This window comes from Nisaea sp. (assembly GCF_039990255.1).
Classification (GTDB): domain Bacteria; phylum Pseudomonadota; class Alphaproteobacteria; order Thalassobaculales; family Thalassobaculaceae; genus Nisaea.
Map to the genome: position 1 here is coordinate 580,818 of NZ_JBDXGG010000007.1, position 14,937 is coordinate 595,754.

18 protein-coding genes are annotated in these 14,937 nt (G+C 58.7%); 9 read left to right on the forward strand and 9 right to left on the reverse strand.

From position 1 onward, the window contains the following. Window positions 1-67 precede the first annotated feature (67 nt). The 5 genes from ABJ076_RS07405 (at window position 68) to gloA (ending at window position 3,608) form a co-directional block, all read left to right on the forward strand. Window positions 68-451 (forward strand): Rid family hydrolase, encoded by a 384-nt coding sequence (locus ABJ076_RS07405; protein ID WP_348194649.1) that lies wholly within the window; start codon window positions 68-70, stop codon window positions 449-451. A 27-nt stretch (window positions 452-478) separates the two neighbouring features. Continuing rightward, entirely contained in the window at window positions 479-1,282 is an 804-nt protein-coding gene (locus tag ABJ076_RS07410; RefSeq protein WP_348194651.1) for a metal ABC transporter permease, read from the forward strand. A gap of 80 nt (window positions 1,283-1,362) precedes the next feature. Then, on the forward strand, window positions 1,363-2,361 hold the full coding sequence (locus tag ABJ076_RS07415) for a zinc ABC transporter substrate-binding protein (protein WP_348194653.1): 999 nt from the start codon (window positions 1,363-1,365) through the stop codon (window positions 2,359-2,361). A 39-nt stretch (window positions 2,362-2,400) separates the two neighbouring features. After that, on the forward strand, window positions 2,401-3,033 hold the full coding sequence (locus ABJ076_RS07420; protein ID WP_348194655.1) for a 2-dehydro-3-deoxy-6-phosphogalactonate aldolase: 633 nt from the start codon (window positions 2,401-2,403) through the stop codon (window positions 3,031-3,033). Between the two features lie 131 nt (window positions 3,034-3,164). Beyond that, a complete protein-coding gene (gene gloA / locus ABJ076_RS07425) occupies window positions 3,165-3,608 on the forward strand; it encodes a lactoylglutathione lyase (protein WP_348194657.1) in 444 nt (147 codons plus the stop codon). Between the two features lie 58 nt (window positions 3,609-3,666). Here gloA and ABJ076_RS07430 read toward each other — a convergent pair whose 3' ends face one another. The 5 genes from ABJ076_RS07430 to ABJ076_RS07450 are packed head-to-tail and all read right to left on the reverse strand — an operon-like array spanning window position 3,667 to window position 7,368. Further along, a complete protein-coding gene (locus ABJ076_RS07430; RefSeq protein WP_348194659.1) occupies window positions 3,667-5,034 on the reverse strand; it encodes an MFS transporter in 1,368 nt (455 codons plus the stop codon). Window positions 5,035-5,055: 21 nt separating this feature from the next. After that, a complete protein-coding gene (locus tag ABJ076_RS07435; protein ID WP_348194661.1) occupies window positions 5,056-5,457 on the reverse strand; it encodes a CBS domain-containing protein in 402 nt (133 codons plus the stop codon). After that, window positions 5,454-5,804, reverse strand: a complete 351-nt coding sequence (locus tag ABJ076_RS07440) for a P-II family nitrogen regulator (RefSeq protein WP_348194663.1) — start codon at window positions 5,802-5,804, stop codon at window positions 5,454-5,456. The genes ABJ076_RS07435 and ABJ076_RS07440 overlap by 4 nt, the downstream gene beginning before the upstream one ends. Continuing rightward, window positions 5,801-6,631, reverse strand: coding sequence for a DUF1538 domain-containing protein (locus ABJ076_RS07445; protein ID WP_348194664.1), 831 nt, complete (start codon window positions 6,629-6,631; stop codon window positions 5,801-5,803). The genes ABJ076_RS07440 and ABJ076_RS07445 overlap by 4 nt, the downstream gene beginning before the upstream one ends. 2 nt (window positions 6,632-6,633) lie before the next feature. After that, window positions 6,634-7,368, reverse strand: coding sequence for a DUF1538 domain-containing protein (locus tag ABJ076_RS07450; RefSeq protein ID WP_348194666.1), 735 nt, complete (start codon window positions 7,366-7,368; stop codon window positions 6,634-6,636). A 148-nt stretch (window positions 7,369-7,516) separates the two neighbouring features. Between ABJ076_RS07450 and ABJ076_RS07455 the strand changes: the two genes are divergently transcribed. The 4 genes from ABJ076_RS07455 (at window position 7,517) to ABJ076_RS07470 (ending at window position 10,575) form a co-directional block, all read left to right on the forward strand. Then, window positions 7,517-7,948 carry a carboxymuconolactone decarboxylase family protein gene (locus ABJ076_RS07455; protein WP_348194668.1) on the forward strand — a complete coding sequence of 144 codons (432 nt, stop codon included), beginning with the start codon at window positions 7,517-7,519 and terminating at the stop codon, window positions 7,946-7,948. Then, complete coding sequence (gene sigJ, locus ABJ076_RS07460) at window positions 7,948-8,832, forward strand: RNA polymerase sigma factor SigJ (protein WP_348194670.1); 885 nt, start codon at window positions 7,948-7,950, stop codon at window positions 8,830-8,832. The genes ABJ076_RS07455 and sigJ overlap by 1 nt, the downstream gene beginning before the upstream one ends. 244 nt (window positions 8,833-9,076) lie before the next feature. Next, window positions 9,077-9,601 (forward strand): hypothetical protein, encoded by a 525-nt coding sequence (locus ABJ076_RS07465; RefSeq protein ID WP_348194672.1) that lies wholly within the window; start codon window positions 9,077-9,079, stop codon window positions 9,599-9,601. Beyond that, the gene (locus ABJ076_RS07470; protein WP_348194674.1) at window positions 9,601-10,575 is read left to right on the forward strand and encodes a ChaN family lipoprotein; all 975 of its coding nucleotides are present in this window, start codon (window positions 9,601-9,603) and stop codon (window positions 10,573-10,575) included. Before ABJ076_RS07465 ends, ABJ076_RS07470 begins: the two co-directional genes overlap by 1 nt. A 47-nt stretch (window positions 10,576-10,622) precedes the next feature. Here ABJ076_RS07470 and ABJ076_RS07475 read toward each other — a convergent pair whose 3' ends face one another. From ABJ076_RS07475 to ABJ076_RS07490, 4 genes are all read right to left on the reverse strand, one after another. Beyond that, a complete protein-coding gene (locus tag ABJ076_RS07475; RefSeq protein WP_348194676.1) occupies window positions 10,623-11,006 on the reverse strand; it encodes a cytochrome c family protein in 384 nt (127 codons plus the stop codon). A 106-nt stretch (window positions 11,007-11,112) separates the two neighbouring features. Next, on the reverse strand, window positions 11,113-12,255 hold the full coding sequence (locus ABJ076_RS07480; protein WP_348194678.1) for a DUF1513 domain-containing protein: 1,143 nt from the start codon (window positions 12,253-12,255) through the stop codon (window positions 11,113-11,115). A 5-nt stretch (window positions 12,256-12,260) separates the two neighbouring features. Beyond that, window positions 12,261-13,355: an imelysin family protein gene (locus tag ABJ076_RS07485; RefSeq protein WP_348194680.1), complete on the reverse strand. Its 1,095-nt coding sequence runs from the start codon at window positions 13,353-13,355 to the stop codon at window positions 12,261-12,263. A gap of 10 nt (window positions 13,356-13,365) precedes the next feature. Further along, entirely contained in the window at window positions 13,366-14,865 is a 1,500-nt protein-coding gene (locus ABJ076_RS07490) for a di-heme oxidoredictase family protein (protein WP_348194682.1), read from the reverse strand. Window positions 14,866-14,937 lie beyond the last annotated feature (72 nt).

A 14,937-nucleotide genomic window follows, 5' to 3' on the forward strand; every position in this document is an offset into this window, starting at 1 on the left:
TTAAATGATAGTGCGGTTTTTCGCGGTGCGTGCGGACGACCTGTCTGAACCGAAAGGAAGTCACCCGATGGAATTCTCCAATCCTAAAGGCGTTGTGGCGCCCGCCTCGCATTATTCCCAGCTTGTGACCATCCCGGCGAACGCCCGGCGGGCAATTGCCTCGGGCCAGATCGGGATCGCTCCCGATGGAAGCGTATGCGAAGGGCTGGAAGCCCAGACTGTCCAGGCATTCGAGAACCTTTTCAAGGTGATTGAGGGTGCTGGAATGACCAAGAACGACATTGTGAAGATCGTCTTCTATTCCACTGTTCCCGGCTCGGTAGCTTCTTTCCGGGAGATTCGAGACCGTATGTTTGACGGACATGCGCCTGCCTGCACCTATCTGGAAATCTCCGCTCTGGCGACGCCCGACTTCCTGTGCGAGGTGGAGGGCGAGGCCGTCGCGCTCTGACGGACGCGATGATCGGGGGACGGCTCTGTGATTGACGATTTTTTGCTGCGGGCACTGGCGGCGGGGATCGGAGCGGCACTCGCTGCCGGGCCGCTGGGCTGTTTCGTGGTCTGGCGTCGGCTTGCCTATTTCGGCGATACCATGGCCCATTCCGCTTTGCTCGGGCTGGCCTTGGGCTTCCTGCTGAATATCGAGCCGGTGCTGGGGATCTTCGCCGTGACGGTCGCCGCGGCCGCACTCCTGCTGTCGCTTGAGCGTTGGAGCTCCGTGCCGACGGACACATTGCTGGGCATCCTCTCGCACGGGGCTTTGGCAATGGGCCTTGTGGCCATCGGGTTGATGAGCTGGCTCAGGGTCGATCTGATGGGTGTGCTCTTCGGCGACGTACTGTCGGTATCCATGCAGGACATCATGCTGATCTACGCTGTCGTCGCAGTGGTTCTCGTCTGCCTCTGGCGGATCTGGGAACCTCTGTTGGCGACGACGGTCAGCAGCGATCTGGCGCGGGCAGAAGGGCTTGGCGGCCGCAGGGCGAACCTGATTTTTACACTGCTGCTTGCCCTGGTCATTGCCGTGGCAATCAAGGTCGTCGGTGTTCTGCTGATCACATCGCTGCTGATCCTGCCTGCCGCCGGGGCGCGGCGCTGGGCCAGGAGCCCTGAGGCGATGGTCGCAGGTGCCGTCGCCATAGGTGTGTTTTCCGTGATGTTGGGCATGCTTGGCTCGCTGGAGTTCGATACGCCGGCGGGGCCATCCATCGTGCTCGTTGCCTTTGCCGTCTTCCTGATCGGCCTGCCGCGCTGGCCGGGCAGGTTGTCGTCGCGGAACTAGGTGGCTCAGTCAGATCGAGCTTGAATTCGGATTTTGTAATGTTATAACGTTTTTTCGAATTCAAGCATTGAGATCCCCCAATGAGATATCCGTTTCTACAGATAGGCGGCTTCCTGGCCGTTATTCTGCTTGGCACCGTTCCTGCGCGCGCCGAGCTGTCGGTCGTGACGTCGATCCCGCCGGTGCACAGCCTGGTTGCCAAAGTCATGGCTGGGGCTGGTGAGCCGCATCTCCTGTTGCGGAATGGTCAGTCGCCGCATGGTTACGCGCTGCGCCCATCCGATGCTCGGGCCCTTGAGAACGCCGACCTGATTTTCCTGGTGTCGCACAACGTCGAGAGCTTCCTTGAGGCGACGGTTGACCGGGATGTCGATAATGGCGGTCGCGTTATCGAGTTGTTTGAGGTCAAAGGCGTAACGCATCTGCCTGTTCGAGAGGGCGCGCTCTGGGACTCTCCCGAGCATGCCGGGCACGACGATCATGACAAGGAAGGTCATGACGAGCACGCCGGGCACGAAGATCATGACAAAGACGGTCATGACGAACATGCCGGGCACGACCATGGCCCGGACGATCCACATGTCTGGTTGAGCCCATCTAATGCGAAAGCTTTTGTCGCCGCGATCGCAGCATCTTTGGCCGCCAGAGATCCCGATCATGCTGCGCTCTATAACGCCAATGCGGCGGCGGCTGTGCAGGATCTAGATCAGCTCTCCGAAACCATCCGGCAGAAGCTAGCACGGGTGCATGAGCGGCCGTTTCTGGTCTTCCACGATGCTTATCAGTATTTCGAATCCGCGTTCGATTTGAAGGCTGCCGGCGCGATCAGCCTTGTAACTGGAGCGGCTCCGGGGGCAGCCCGGCTGCGGGCCCTCCGGCAACGGGTCGCTGATGGCGGTATCCGTTGTATCTTCAGGGAAGTGCAGTTCAGACCCCGGCTTGCGGAGGTCGTGGCCGAGGGGTCCGGGGCGAAGCTAGGCACTCTTGATCCGGTTGGCAGTACAGTCCCGTTCGGACCGGATGCCTATAACGGTTTGATGCTTGGATTAGCGGACGGTTTCGAATCCTGCCTGAGATGACATACTGCACCGGTTGATACTCGTTCGAGAGGGCCGGCTGTGATCAGTATTGAAGAGGCGCTTGGCGCCTGTCCCCTTGTTGCCATTCTGCGCGGTCTGGAACCTGAGCGCGCGGGTGCGATCGGGCAGGCGCTGTTCGATTGCGGAATTCGTGTGATTGAGGTGCCGCTAAACTCACCGCAACCTTACGAGAGTATTGAAAGCCTTGCACGGGGCCTTGGAGACCGCGCGGTTATCGGCGCCGGGACCGTATTGACGGACGAGGATGTGCGTGCCGTCGCAGCTGCGGGCGGCCGCCTTGTTGTCTCTCCCAACACGGATACGCGTGTGATCGATGAGACGAAAAGGTGCGGCCTCGTCTCCATGCCGGGTTTCTTTACCCCTACAGAAGCCTTTCAGGCGCTGACGGCGGGTGCGGATTATCTGAAGCTGTTCCCCGGTGATGCGATCCAGCCGAAGATTGTCGGCGCGTTGCGCGCAGTACTGCCGCCGGATCGAGGGATCGTCGTCACCGGCGGGGTAGGGCTGGAAAATATTGCGGACTTTTTTGCGGCAGGGGCGAGGGCGGTTGCCGTTGGCTCCTCGATCTTCAAACCGGGCAAGCCAGTGGACCGGATCGGCGCCGATGCCGCAGCCCTGATCGCCGCGTGGCGTGAGGGCATGCGGAGTTGACGGCCCGGCGGGTCAATTCCCGCAAGGACGGTACCACCACATTTTGGAAAGCGGGCTTGTATCCCGGAGACGCTTGAGCAATGTCATAACCTCAACGCAATTTCACAAGTATGCCAAGCGGGAGCGAGCACATGCGGTATCTGCACACGATGGTTCGAATCAGCGACATCGACGAGAGCCTGAAATTCTACTGCGAAATACTCGGCCTCAAGGAAGTCCATCGCTATGACAGCGAGAAGGGCCGTTTTACCAATATTTTCCTCTACGCACCGGGTGACGAGGCGACTGCCGCCTCTGAAAAACGCGCACCGGTGATTGAGCTCACTTATAACTGGGACCCGGAAGAGTACACGACCGGTCGGGCCTGGGGGCATCTCGCCTTCCGGGTCGAGAATATTTACGAGACTTGCCAGAAGATCATGGATGCCGGTGTCACCATCAATCGCCCGCCGCGTGACGGCAACATGGCTTTCGTGAAGTCTCCGGACGGTATTTCCATCGAAATTCTTCAGGAAGGCGAGGCGCTGGCGATGGCCGAGCCCTGGGCTTCGATGGAAAATACCGGTAGCTGGTAAGATTGCACTCGCACCGGGATCGCGATCTCTTCGGCAGTACCTTTATCAAAAGGCTTTTCTATCCGCGCGGCCACGCCGTGTGGTGATCGTCGATGATAAAGGTATGGCTGTGGCTGTACTTGCGATGCCGGTGCTTTTGCCCGGATGGGTCGATCGGCACGCGGTGCGCAGCCTCATGATGCCCATCGTCTGAAACCGCGTGCTCGTGAATTAACTCCTCATGCTCGTGCGCGAGTTCGGCCGGGTCAAGCGCCGGCCAGAAATGCAGCGCTGTTGCAAGACCAACCGCTGCGCCGACAGCGAGTGCTGCGAAGGCCACATCCATACCGAAGGATGTCGCAACCCATCCGGCCAGAGGATAAGCGGCGAGCCAGCAGGCATGCGAAAGCGCGAACTGGGCGGCGAACAGGTCGGTTCTGTCTTCGGCATGGCATGATTGCCTGAGCAAGAGGCCCGACGGTGTCATCACCATGGATGTACCGATACCGATTGCGCACCATACCATCAGCGCCTGAAGATAAGTTTCCGCCGCAATGCCGGCGCAGAGCGCGAGCAACAGAAGCACACCGCCTATAAGCATTAGGGGACGTGCGGGACGGTGCGCTAGCAGCTTCGGTAGGGTTAGGGCGACGATCATCGAGCCAAGGCCAGCCGCCGCATAGAACAGCGTGACGTCCGTCTCGGTGCCGCCGAGCACATCCCGCACAAACACAACAGTATTGACGATCACCATGGACCCCGCCGCGGAAACTGCGAAGCTCAGCGCGAGGAGACCGCGCAAACGGGGGGTCTTGAGATAGATCCAGCTGCCGCGGGACACCCGGGCACCGAAACTGCGCCGCGTCGCGTCAGGTTTCTGCGCGGGTATCGATGCCGTAAGGATCAGGGCGGCGGAGGCGAGGAAGCCGAGCGCATTGCCGGTAAAGAGGCCGTGAAATGTCATGACCGAGAGAAGCAGTCCTGCCAGAAGTGGGCTGGCCAGTTGCTCAAGATCATAGAGCAGCCGAGACAGGGACAGCGCCCGTGTGTAATCGCGTTCCTCTGGCAGAAGATCGGGAATGGTGGCCTGGAAAGTCGGCGTAAAGGCGGCTGAACAGGCCTGAAATAGAAAGATCAGCAGATAGATCTGCCAGATTTCGGTCACGAACGGCAGCAGGATCACGAATCCAGCCCGGATCAGATCCAGTGCGACAAGAAAGGGGCCCCTGCGAAACCGGGTGGAGAGGGCCGCGCCGATCGGGCCCAACACGACATAGGCGATCATCTTGATGGCGAGGGCGGTGCCGAGCACAAGCCCGGCATGCGGTCCGGCGATCTGGTAGGCGAGCAATCCGAGGGCAACCGTTGTCAGGCCGCTGCCGAGCAGCGACAGCGCCTGCGCGAAGAAAAGATGCCTGTAGGCGGAATGACTCAGAATACCGATCATTTTCCCACGCTCGAATAGGTGTCAGTCAGAGGCAGTATAGCGCACAACCATGTCACGCAGTGTCACGATACCAACCATCTCGCCCTGCCGAGTGACCAGTGCGCGGGTCAGTTTGAAGCGGTTCAGCATGCGGATCGCATATTTGATGTCCATGCCGATATCCACGGACAGCACCGGCTTCGACATGATTTCGTATACGTTGGTCCGTTCCGGTGAGCGGTCCTTGCTGGCTACATGTGCCGCGATGTCGCCGACCGAGACGACGCCGTACTCGTCCCTGTCGTCCCGCCGTTCGATCACCAGCGAGCTGACATTGTGCTCCCGCATCAGGTCGATGGCGTTCCGCACTGTCGCGAGGCCGTCAATGACATGCGGATTGCCGCTCATCACGTCCTCGACCTTCACATAAGGATGGTGGTTCATATTTCTTCCTCGATCTCTTTTTCGATTTCTTTGATTTGCGAGGTCAGGCCAACGGCATCCTCGATATCGATCTGAAAAGCGACGCCGCTGCCGAGATCCTCGTCGAACCGTGCAGCACGGCTGATTTCTTCCAGGATATGACGTGACATATGTTCCTCGACCACCAGCAGGACGACATCGCGCTGGCCCTCAAGGGTCAGGCCGAGGAAGGTTGAGGAGGGCTTGAGGCCCTCGCCCCGAACATTGGTAATGACGGTGCTGCCGGTGCCACCGCATTTTCGTGCGGTATCGACCACGATGTCAGTCTTGGCATCGCTGACCACTGCAACTATCAGCTTGAACTTCATTGCTGGCTCCCTGGCTGTGTGGGTGCGGTTTTGGAATTGGGATTGCCGGTTGCGCGCTTACTGCGCCGAGCGGCCATCCAGGCGCCTGCCTGGGCGTAACTCATCACGCTGAGCATTGGAAAAAGACTGGCGAGTGCGATCAACCCGAACCCGTCCAGCACAGCGTCTCGACCGGGGACGGTCGAGGCAAGGCCGAGACCGAGAGCGGTGACCAAAGGCACAGTGACCGTCGATGTGGTGACGCCGCCGGAATCGTAGGCCAGTGGAATAATCATGCGCGGCGCATAGATCGTTTGCAGGACGACGAACGCATAGCCGACGATCATATAGAGATAGAGTGGCGTGCCGGTTACGATCCGGAAGGCGCCGACTGCAATGCTGAGGGCGACGCCTATAGCAACGGCTATTCGCAGACCTCTGCCATTGATGGTGCCGCCTGTGAGGACACTGGCCTTGTTGGCGACAGCGATCAGCGATGGCTCTGCTATGGTGGTAGAGAAGCCGATGGCTGCCGCGAACAGATAGACCCAGTAGTAATCCGTCCAGTCGAGGCTCGTGATATCCCGGCCGGGTGCGATGAAATCCGGGTCGGTCAGCTGCGTCGCCATCAACTCACCGATCGGGAACAGCGCTTCCTGCAACCCGACCAGGAATAGCGAGAGACCGAAAATCACATAGACGAAGCCGAGCAGTACCCGGCCTAGGTGCGGGATGCTCTGGCGCAGCACGACCAATTGGAAAAAGACGAGAATGGCGGCAATCGGAAACACATCAATGAGCGTGCCGACAAAAGCTTCATAGAGCGCCGCGGTCCATTCCATCGCCATGCCTAGTACACCATCCCGAAAATGAGGACGAAGATCATCGGCGACAGTGACGCGAAGGCGATGAGCCCGAAACCGTCGATTGCCGGGTTGCGGCCCTTGATGACCGTCGCCAGTCCAACGCCAAGCGCCGTGACCAGCGGAACGGTTACCGTAGATGTGGTGACGCCACCGGAATCGTATGCGATTCCGATGATCTGTTCAGGTGCAACCACAGTCAGCGTCTGCACGACCACATAACCGCCGATCATGATCCAGTGCAGCGGCCATCCTTTCAGGATACGGAACACGCCAACGACGATGGCCAGGCCGACAGATGCTGCAACTGTGTAGCGGAGTGCGCGCGCATAGGAGGCCATTGCGTCCGGCGCATTGGCAATGAAACCGCCTTCCGCCATCACCCGGGCCGCCTCGTCGCCGACCGCGATCAGGGCGGGTTCGGCCACGGTCGTCCCGAAGCCGAGACCAAAGGAAAACAGCAATAGCCAGGTAAGGCTGCCCTTACGCGCGAGGGCGCCCGCAAGAAATTCCCCAATTGGGAACAAGGCCATCTCTAGGCCTTGCAGAAATAATGTCAGGCCGATCACCACGAAAACCAGACCGGCCAGCGCGTGTCCGAGATTGGGGAAGGGCTGCTGCAGGACCACCAACTGGAAGAAGGCGACGACCAGCACGATCGGTAACACATCGCGGGCGGTGCCGAGCAGGAGAGAGCCGAACGCGAGGAGTCTATTGACCATGAAGCGTAAGCTAACCTGTTGATCTCCGCACTTCCATCTCTGCTGTCGAGGCGACGAAAGACAGTTCTTTCATGGCCTATGTCACAGCGGGGAAGGCTGACTCGACATGTCTGTGAAACCACATTGCAATGCCACGAAGGAGAAAACCATGGCTGGCAACGGACCCGTGAATTTTTACGCCAACGCGGAGGCCATCCTCGGCAAGCTGGAAGCGGTAGAGGCAAGCATCGCCGAAACCGGATTCGACAAACTGCTTCATCATCTGGTGAAGTTGCGCGCCTCGCAGATCAATCAATGCGCCTTCTGCGTGAAGATGCATATCGACGAAGCCCGGCAGGATGGAGAGACCCAGGACCGCATTGACAGACTGATCGTCTGGCGGCACGTCCGGATTTTTTCCGATGCGGAGAAAGCGGCTTTGGCATGGACCGAAGCTTTGACCGTGGTTGATCCAAACGCTGACCTTGGTCCACAGAGAGCTGAACTCCGGAAGCATTTCTCAGATCAGGAAATCTCAACGCTGACGGCGATTGTGGCCATGATCAATCTCTGGAACCGCATTCAGGTATCGCAACACTGATGACACAGACTCCGGATTACATTCGGGAATTCGAGCAGGCGCGGCCGATGTTGATCGGCCTTGCCTACCGGCTCCTTGGTTCTCGTGCTGAGGCTGAAGACGTCGTGCAGGATTCCTTTCTGGCCTGGAGCGCAACGGATCGTGCCGTGATCGCGCAGCCTCGCGCATGGCTGACCTCAGTTTGTACCCGGCGGTCTCTCGATGTGTTGAAATCGGCACGACGCAGCCGGACAGACTATGTCGGCCACTGGTTGCCGGAGCCGATGGCAACTGCTGAAATCACGACACCGGAAACGGACCTTATGGTCAGCGAGAGCGTGACCATGGCCTTTCTTCTGGTGTTGGAGCGGTTGGCACCGAAAGAGCGGGCCGCATTCGTGCTGCATGACGTGTTCGCGATGGAATATGCGGAAATCGCTGCGCAACTCGGGATCGCCGAGACTGCTTGCCGCAAGCTGGTCTCGCGGGCGCGGGTGAATGTCAGGCAGGCGGGCAATACCAAGCCTGCTCCGAGGGACCTGCAGCAAAACCTGGTCGATGCCTTCCGGACAGCGTTGCAGTCCGGGGCGCCTGAGGGGCTTGCAAGATTGTTGGCGAACGACGCAGTTCTGTCGGCCGACAGTGGCGGCAAGGCTGCATCCATTATTGGGCCCGTGAAAGGCCCGGATAGAATCATCACCTTCGTTACCAGAGCCCTGCCCAAGTTTTGGTCTTCCTTCTCCATCGAGGTCGCCGAAATCAACGCGCAGCTTGCCATGATCGTGAGGGACGGCCCGTCCGCGCATGCCGTGGTGTCTTTCATCGTGAATGCGGACCTGCGGATCGCTGAAATCATGATCATGCGCAATCCTGACAAGCTGCGCAGTTTTGACCTCATGGACTGAAGGCAGTCAGCCGTAATTGGCAATGCGTACCGCCGTTTCTCCGTCCGTCCCCTGGTCGGGGGTGTCTTATGCATAATCCGGAAATTATGGTGCGCGTTACAGGCACTCTGATCGGTGGGTTGAACTCCTCACGCCAAGTCGGTGGAGTGTGAAAACATCATCAATTGTCTAAAAATATACGCAACCTTAATGAGTTGCGGGTATATGTCGTAAAATTACGTCTAAAACGGTTGGGGAATGCGGTATGGTTGTCGCGATGGAGACACAGCCTCGCCTTACCAAGACTTACAGGTTGCTGGTCCGGGGAACCAATATCAATGAGACCTCCCTGCTGGCGACCGATTATCTGAACCATTTCAACGAAGTGGTGATGTTGCTTGAGCTTGTTCCGGACATGCCGGATATGCTCGAGGATGTCGATGAATGGGAACCGGCGACCTATATCGAGCATTTTGCGGCCAGCGGATTCTCCGACAAAGAGTTGGCGATCTGGGCCTATGAAAACGCTCCGCACGAATACATCCATGCCTTCGAGGATCTGGTGGCTTCGGCCAATCAGCAGATCTTTGCGACACGGGATCTTCTGAAGGAATTGAACGGGTCAGTGCCCGAGGATGAGTTCCGAAATCAGACCATGGCCAAGGTTCGCGAGGTCAGACTGACGCTTGAGCAGATCTCCGGCGTGATCAACGGAACTGTGCCGCGGTTCGATCAGGCAGAGATCGACAACATCATGGACCAGGACGCGATCGATAGCCTGTTTGATTGATGACCATACCCCACATCTCACATGTTGTTGGGCGATGGGGTGGCATTTTGGGTGTCGCTCTGATCGTCGGTGTGGCAGCTCTTTCGGCTGGAGGTTCTGCTTGCGCCTCTCCTCCACCCGCCTTGTTCGAGACGGAGACTGGCGAGCCGCTTTCAATAGAGCGTCTGTCGACAGATCTGGCAGAGCGTCGCTTTGTGTTGCTTGGCGAGAAGCACGATAATCCGGAGCATCACCAGATCCAGGCGGAGATTCTGCGGCGGATGATTGCGACCGGTCGCAAGCCGGCTCTGGTCTGGGAGATGATCGAGCGCGGTAAACAGCCCGCGATTAATGAGTTTCTAGCGGCGGGAGGAACCGATGCTGACGCATTTGCAGATGCTATCGGTTGGGCTGAAACCGGTTGGCCAGACTGGAAATTCTACCGGCCTATCGCGGAGGAGGCACTGACGGCCGGTCTGCCGATAATTGCCGGTAATCTGGATTCGGACACTGTCCGGGCCATGAGCAATGAAGATCTTGCGGAAACCGATCTGGGCAAGACGCTTCGACTGGACGAGCCGGTTCCGGAGCGGGTCATGGAAATGCTTTTGGATGAGGTTTATCGCGGCCATTGCGGGCTGGTTCCCAGAACGAAGCTTTCACCGGTGGTCGCTGTGCAGATCGCCCGGGATGCCAGTCTGGCTGAGGCGATGGTGCGGTCTGCCGGGATAGCCGATGGGGCTGTGCTGATTGCCGGAGGCCAGCATGCGCGACGGGATATTGGTGTGGGTTTTCATCTTGAACGGCGCTTCGACGGCGAAAACATTGCCTCAATTGGCCTGATGGAAGGCGATCTGGAGATCGTCTGGGCCGGGGAGGAGGATGCGGTGCCGGCCAGCAGGTTCGATTATGTCTGGTACACGGATCCGGCTCAGCCCGATAAGGATTACTGCGCCGATCTGGAAGCCCGGTTCAAAGCCTTCACCAAAAACTGACCGCGCACCTGATTTGGTGCGCGGCGCAGGTATTGTGGTCGGGCCCCTTACTTGCCGCTTTCGGCTTTTATGTAGGCAATGACATTATCGATATCGTTCTGCTTCTTCAGGCCGACAAATGCCATTTTCGTTCCCTTGAGATATTTTTTCGGGGCTTTCAGAAACTCTGCGATGTTCGCTTCATCCCACACTAGGCCTTCAGCGGCCTTGGCTTTCAGCGCCTTGGAATATTTGAATTTCTCGACGCTGCCCGCAGAACGGCCAATGATGCCGACAAGATGCGGGCCGACCCGGTTCTTTTCCTTGTCGACAACGTGACAGGCCTTGCATTTCCGGAAGACCTTCTTGCCCTTCGCAGCATCGCCTTCGGCCAATGCCGGGCCAATGGTCAGAGCGAGAAGGACAGCAGTCAAAGCGACTTTACGCAGCATTGTTCTCTCCAAATTAGTCAGTCGTTCTAGGTCGACGATCTATTGTTTTTATTAATATAGCGTTGCGAAGATCAGACACAGTCGCCGAACTGTCGCACCGGCTGATTTAGCGTGACGGGAGTTCGTGGGGTCGCTCAAGCGCACTCATATGGTTATCAAACGCCAGTCCGGGAAAACGCCGTGAATCACCTGTGGTAACAAGACCGGTAGGATCGGCGATGCGGGAGAGAAGTTTACCGAAACCGGTGGAGAACCGGAAACCGCCGGGATGAGCTCCGGCCGCCACGCCGGCGCTGTCGCGTGCGTCATTGAAGGACACCAATGTGCCGTCCGGTATTGACCAGATGGCGATCCGGCCGCCGCGCGGGAAAGTGCTGGCGCCGAACTTCCCGCTCGGATCTATGGCGACGTCGGCGCAGTATCCCTTGAGACCGGCCGACTGGGTTTCAGGCGGATCGAACAACACGCTCTTCCCGTCGCGCCCGACCATACCGACAAGCGGTGGCGCATCAGAGACATCGCCCTGATATTGCATGCCAAACAGAACGGTGCCGTCCGGCCCGGTGTCGAGGTGACGGATGCTGTTCTTGTGCAGCTCCGCCGGTAGTTCGATCTTGCGGATAAAGCTGCCGTCGCGGGCATCGATGAAGACCAGACTCGGTTTCATGTCGGCGATATTCAGCTTGGTGCGGCCACTGTCCGGATGGGTCAGGATGCCGCCATTGGCGACAACCAGCGTCACGCCGTCCGGCATCACGCTGATATCGTGCGGGCCGATATCGTGACTATCCCATTCGCTAACTCGCTCATAGCGTTCGCCGACTGACCAGACCCCAATGGTTCCCTTGGCATTGTCGTAATCGTTCTCGGTCGTGAACAGCAGGCGGCCGTCCGGGGAGAATTCGGCATGGCCATAGAAATGGCGGCCTTCCGGTGCGTTTACCAGATCTCTTAACGTGCCTGTTTCAAGGTCCGCTATCAGCATGAAGCGACCGGGTCGACGGGCCATATGGACTGCCGTTCTGCCGTTCGGCGAGACGCTTGTGGCGTGTCCTCGCCCTGGCAGCGGCAGCTCGAACGGTACCGAGCCGTTCTCTGTGAACCCGGCCAGAACGAAGCTGCCATCGGATTTCCGTGCGCAGGATATCAGTAGGCGATCATCGGCCTGACCGGCGGTGAGCGGTGAGGAGATCAGGGCCGTCGCTCCGGAGGCGATGAGGCCCGTAAGCAGGATCCTGCGCGTGATCACAGCATTCAGTCCCCGTCGCGGCTGTTGAAACCAGGCGAGATGTCGAGTGCGACCGCGAGGTCTGTGGCAATCAGACCGGTAAGGCTTTTCAGATCGGCCCGTACGGCTTGCAGTTTTATGCGACCGTCCGGGGCTTTGAAAGCAACGTAAAGAGAGGTATCCAGAGCGGAGACGTCGATGATTGCTTTCTGGAAACCGCCCGAGATTCTGTCGGCAAGCGCAGCTTTCCCGACATCTCGCAGTGCGTGATCGAATCCGCCGCTGAGATACAAATCCTCAGCGCCTTTCAAAGCCTCGAGAAGAAGAGTTCTCGACAGGCCGCTGCGCCAGGCTTCGGCTTGTTTCGGGTGGGCTCTATCTGTTGAAGAACCGAGGGGACGCCCGATCCGCACGTCTCGACTTGCTTCCAATTCGCCGAGCAGGCTTTGCAACAATTCTACCGTCACCTCCGAGGCGTCCGAATAGGGGCTGCCTTTAGAGCCGGCAAGGGCAATTACATGGGCGTAACCGTCGGTCGGGTTCCAGTCCTCGCTAATGCCGCGCGCGATATCGAAAAGATTATCCGTGATGGTGACAGTGAGCGCACATTCGAAAGCGCCCTTTGGCCCGTCAAATCCCTCATGTCCTTTAGTCAGCAACCGTTCGAGCGCCGGAAGGCCTTGAACCGCGATACTGGTTTTAGCGAAGGTGGTTTTCTCAAGTGCGGTGATGTCTTCCGCTGCGAGGACGCGGGCGAGCTGCTTGCTGGTCTTGTTTCTGAAATCCGGCCAGAACTGGATCCGAAATCCCCGGTTCTCGAGGTGCACCGGGCCGAACTGGATGTGCCGGATACTGGCCCACGCGGTCCAGTAGTTCCGGAATGCGTTGTCCAGGGCCGTGAAGGAATCCGCGTTGCGGTCCTGGCAGTAGGTTTTTGCGGCAGCGCTAAGCCCGGCGCCAGACGCCGCCAGTTTTTTGTATCTCGGGACGATATGAGCGGAGACGCTCGCTTGTGAGATGGTCCTGAAGAGGCCATCAGTATCCGCTGCACGAGCCGGGCCGGTCGCCCAGACGGCCGAGATGACTAGACTTGAGACCAACAGGATCAGGATGCGTTGCATAGCGTGCGGCCTATAGCGAGTTGAGAAAACGGATAAGGTCCTCGCGATCCCTGGTCGGGAGGGCGATGACCCGGTCACGCGCCGCAGCTGCTTCGCCGCCATGCCAAAGAATTGCTTCGAGCAGGCTGCGAGCGCGGCCATCGTGCAGAAAATTCGTATGTCCGCTGACGGTTTTTGTCAGTCCGATACCCCAGAGTGGAGGCGTGCGCCATTCCCGGCCATCTGCAAAACCGTCCGGTCGATTGTCGGCGAGACCGTCGCCCATGTCATGCAGCAACATGTCGGTATATGGCCAGATAAGTTGGAAGGATTGCTCCGGGCGCAGAGGGTCCCGCTGGGTGACGTATTTTGGACGGTGACAAGCAATGCAACCGGCCTCGTAGAATACCTTCTTGCCGCCCAGCACGTCCGGGGCGCTGACATCGCGCCGGGCCGGAACGGCCAGATTGCGGCTGTAAAAGGTCACCAAGTCCAGCAGGTGATCGTTGATTTCCACGTCGCCGCTCTTTGCATCCCCGCCATTCGGGGCGTTGATGCAGTTTGCCTGTGCAGATGTGCAATCACCGGCATTCGCGGGGTGTAGGCTGGAGGAAATACCGAGGTCGCCGGAGAATGCGTCTGTGACCTGATCCTTCAAGGTGGCCTGATTGGCTTTCCAGCCGAACCGGCCCAGCATCATTTCCTGGGTAAGCTTGCTCCTGATACGATTGCCGCGTCCTGAAATGCCGTCGCCGTTCCTGTCATCCGGGTCTGCCCAGCTCAGGATATCCTTCTCCGAAAGCGCTTCGAGCATGCCGAGACCGATCATTGGCGAGGCAATCCGGGGGGAGATCATCATATCGCCCCGAAATGGGCCATAGCCGAGTTGGCTCAAGGCTATTACCGGTCTTCGCAGAGACACAATTGTCCCATCAAAGAGGGACACTGGACTTTCTTCATAATCAATAGTGACGGCCGCTTCAGCGATTTGCCCCGGGGTGGCGAAGTTCTGCAACTGGCCACCATAAACAGGATCGGGAATGGAGGGCGCCGCGCCTGATTGTAACTTGGCGTGATCCTCGTCGCTCTGCGGTGGGATACTGAGGCGCAGCAACAGGGCAACCGAGCTGTTTTCGGACTGCCTGCCATCGGGCGCTGCGCCGCGCCCGTCCTTCAAGTGGCAGCGCTGGCAAGAGCGGGCATTGTAAAGTGGTCCGAGCCCGTCCGATGATTTGGTGCTGGCGGGGGAGCTGACCCACATTTTCTTGAAGACACCGTCTCCGATCTCAAAGGCGAGCCGACGGTCGAAGGCCATGTTCGCGGAGGGATGGGAGAAAGCGTCGCGGTTGATCCGTTTCCGATGGGTCGCAGCGCCGGCCTGCATGATTTCGTATTTTTCCGGCTTGGAGAAATCTGACGTTGGCGCCGTGATCTGGGCAATACGGTCCTGGTCAGTCTCCGCGAAAGCGATGGACAAGCAGGCAGCGTAGATAATCAGCGCGCAGGACAGCAATCGTGATCGGTTCGGCATCATTCGATTCTAGCGCAAAGTGGTCCGGCTCGAATAGAAGCGCGAACAGAAAAGAGGGGACGGCGTGAGCCG

Bases quoted from the DNA above. Each gene is read 5' to 3' on its own strand.
- ABJ076_RS07405 (WP_348194649.1), top strand. From the start codon at position 68: ATGGAATTCTCCAATCCTAAAGGCGTTGTGGCGCCCGCCTCGCATTAT.
- ABJ076_RS07415 (WP_348194653.1), top strand. From the start codon at position 1,363: ATGAGATATCCGTTTCTACAGATAGGCGGCTTCCTGGCCGTTATTCTG.
- gloA (WP_348194657.1), top strand. From the start codon at position 3,165: ATGCGGTATCTGCACACGATGGTTCGAATCAGCGACATCGACGAGAGC.
- ABJ076_RS07430 (WP_348194659.1), bottom strand. From the start codon at position 5,034: ATGATCGGTATTCTGAGTCATTCCGCCTACAGGCATCTTTTCTTCGCG.
- ABJ076_RS07435 (WP_348194661.1), bottom strand. From the start codon at position 5,457: ATGAACCACCATCCTTATGTGAAGGTCGAGGACGTGATGAGCGGCAAT.
- ABJ076_RS07440 (WP_348194663.1), bottom strand. From the start codon at position 5,804: ATGAAGTTCAAGCTGATAGTTGCAGTGGTCAGCGATGCCAAGACTGAC.
- ABJ076_RS07445 (WP_348194664.1), bottom strand. From the start codon at position 6,631: ATGGCGATGGAATGGACCGCGGCGCTCTATGAAGCTTTTGTCGGCACG.
- ABJ076_RS07450 (WP_348194666.1), bottom strand. From the start codon at position 7,368: ATGGTCAATAGACTCCTCGCGTTCGGCTCTCTCCTGCTCGGCACCGCC.
- ABJ076_RS07455 (WP_348194668.1), top strand. From the start codon at position 7,517: ATGGCTGGCAACGGACCCGTGAATTTTTACGCCAACGCGGAGGCCATC.
- sigJ (WP_348194670.1), top strand. From the start codon at position 7,948: ATGACACAGACTCCGGATTACATTCGGGAATTCGAGCAGGCGCGGCCG.
- ABJ076_RS07465 (WP_348194672.1), top strand. From the start codon at position 9,077: ATGGTTGTCGCGATGGAGACACAGCCTCGCCTTACCAAGACTTACAGG.
- ABJ076_RS07470 (WP_348194674.1), top strand. From the start codon at position 9,601: ATGACCATACCCCACATCTCACATGTTGTTGGGCGATGGGGTGGCATT.
- ABJ076_RS07475 (WP_348194676.1), bottom strand. From the start codon at position 11,006: ATGCTGCGTAAAGTCGCTTTGACTGCTGTCCTTCTCGCTCTGACCATT.
- ABJ076_RS07485 (WP_348194680.1), bottom strand. From the start codon at position 13,355: ATGCAACGCATCCTGATCCTGTTGGTCTCAAGTCTAGTCATCTCGGCC.
- ABJ076_RS07490 (WP_348194682.1), bottom strand. From the start codon at position 14,865: ATGCCGAACCGATCACGATTGCTGTCCTGCGCGCTGATTATCTACGCT.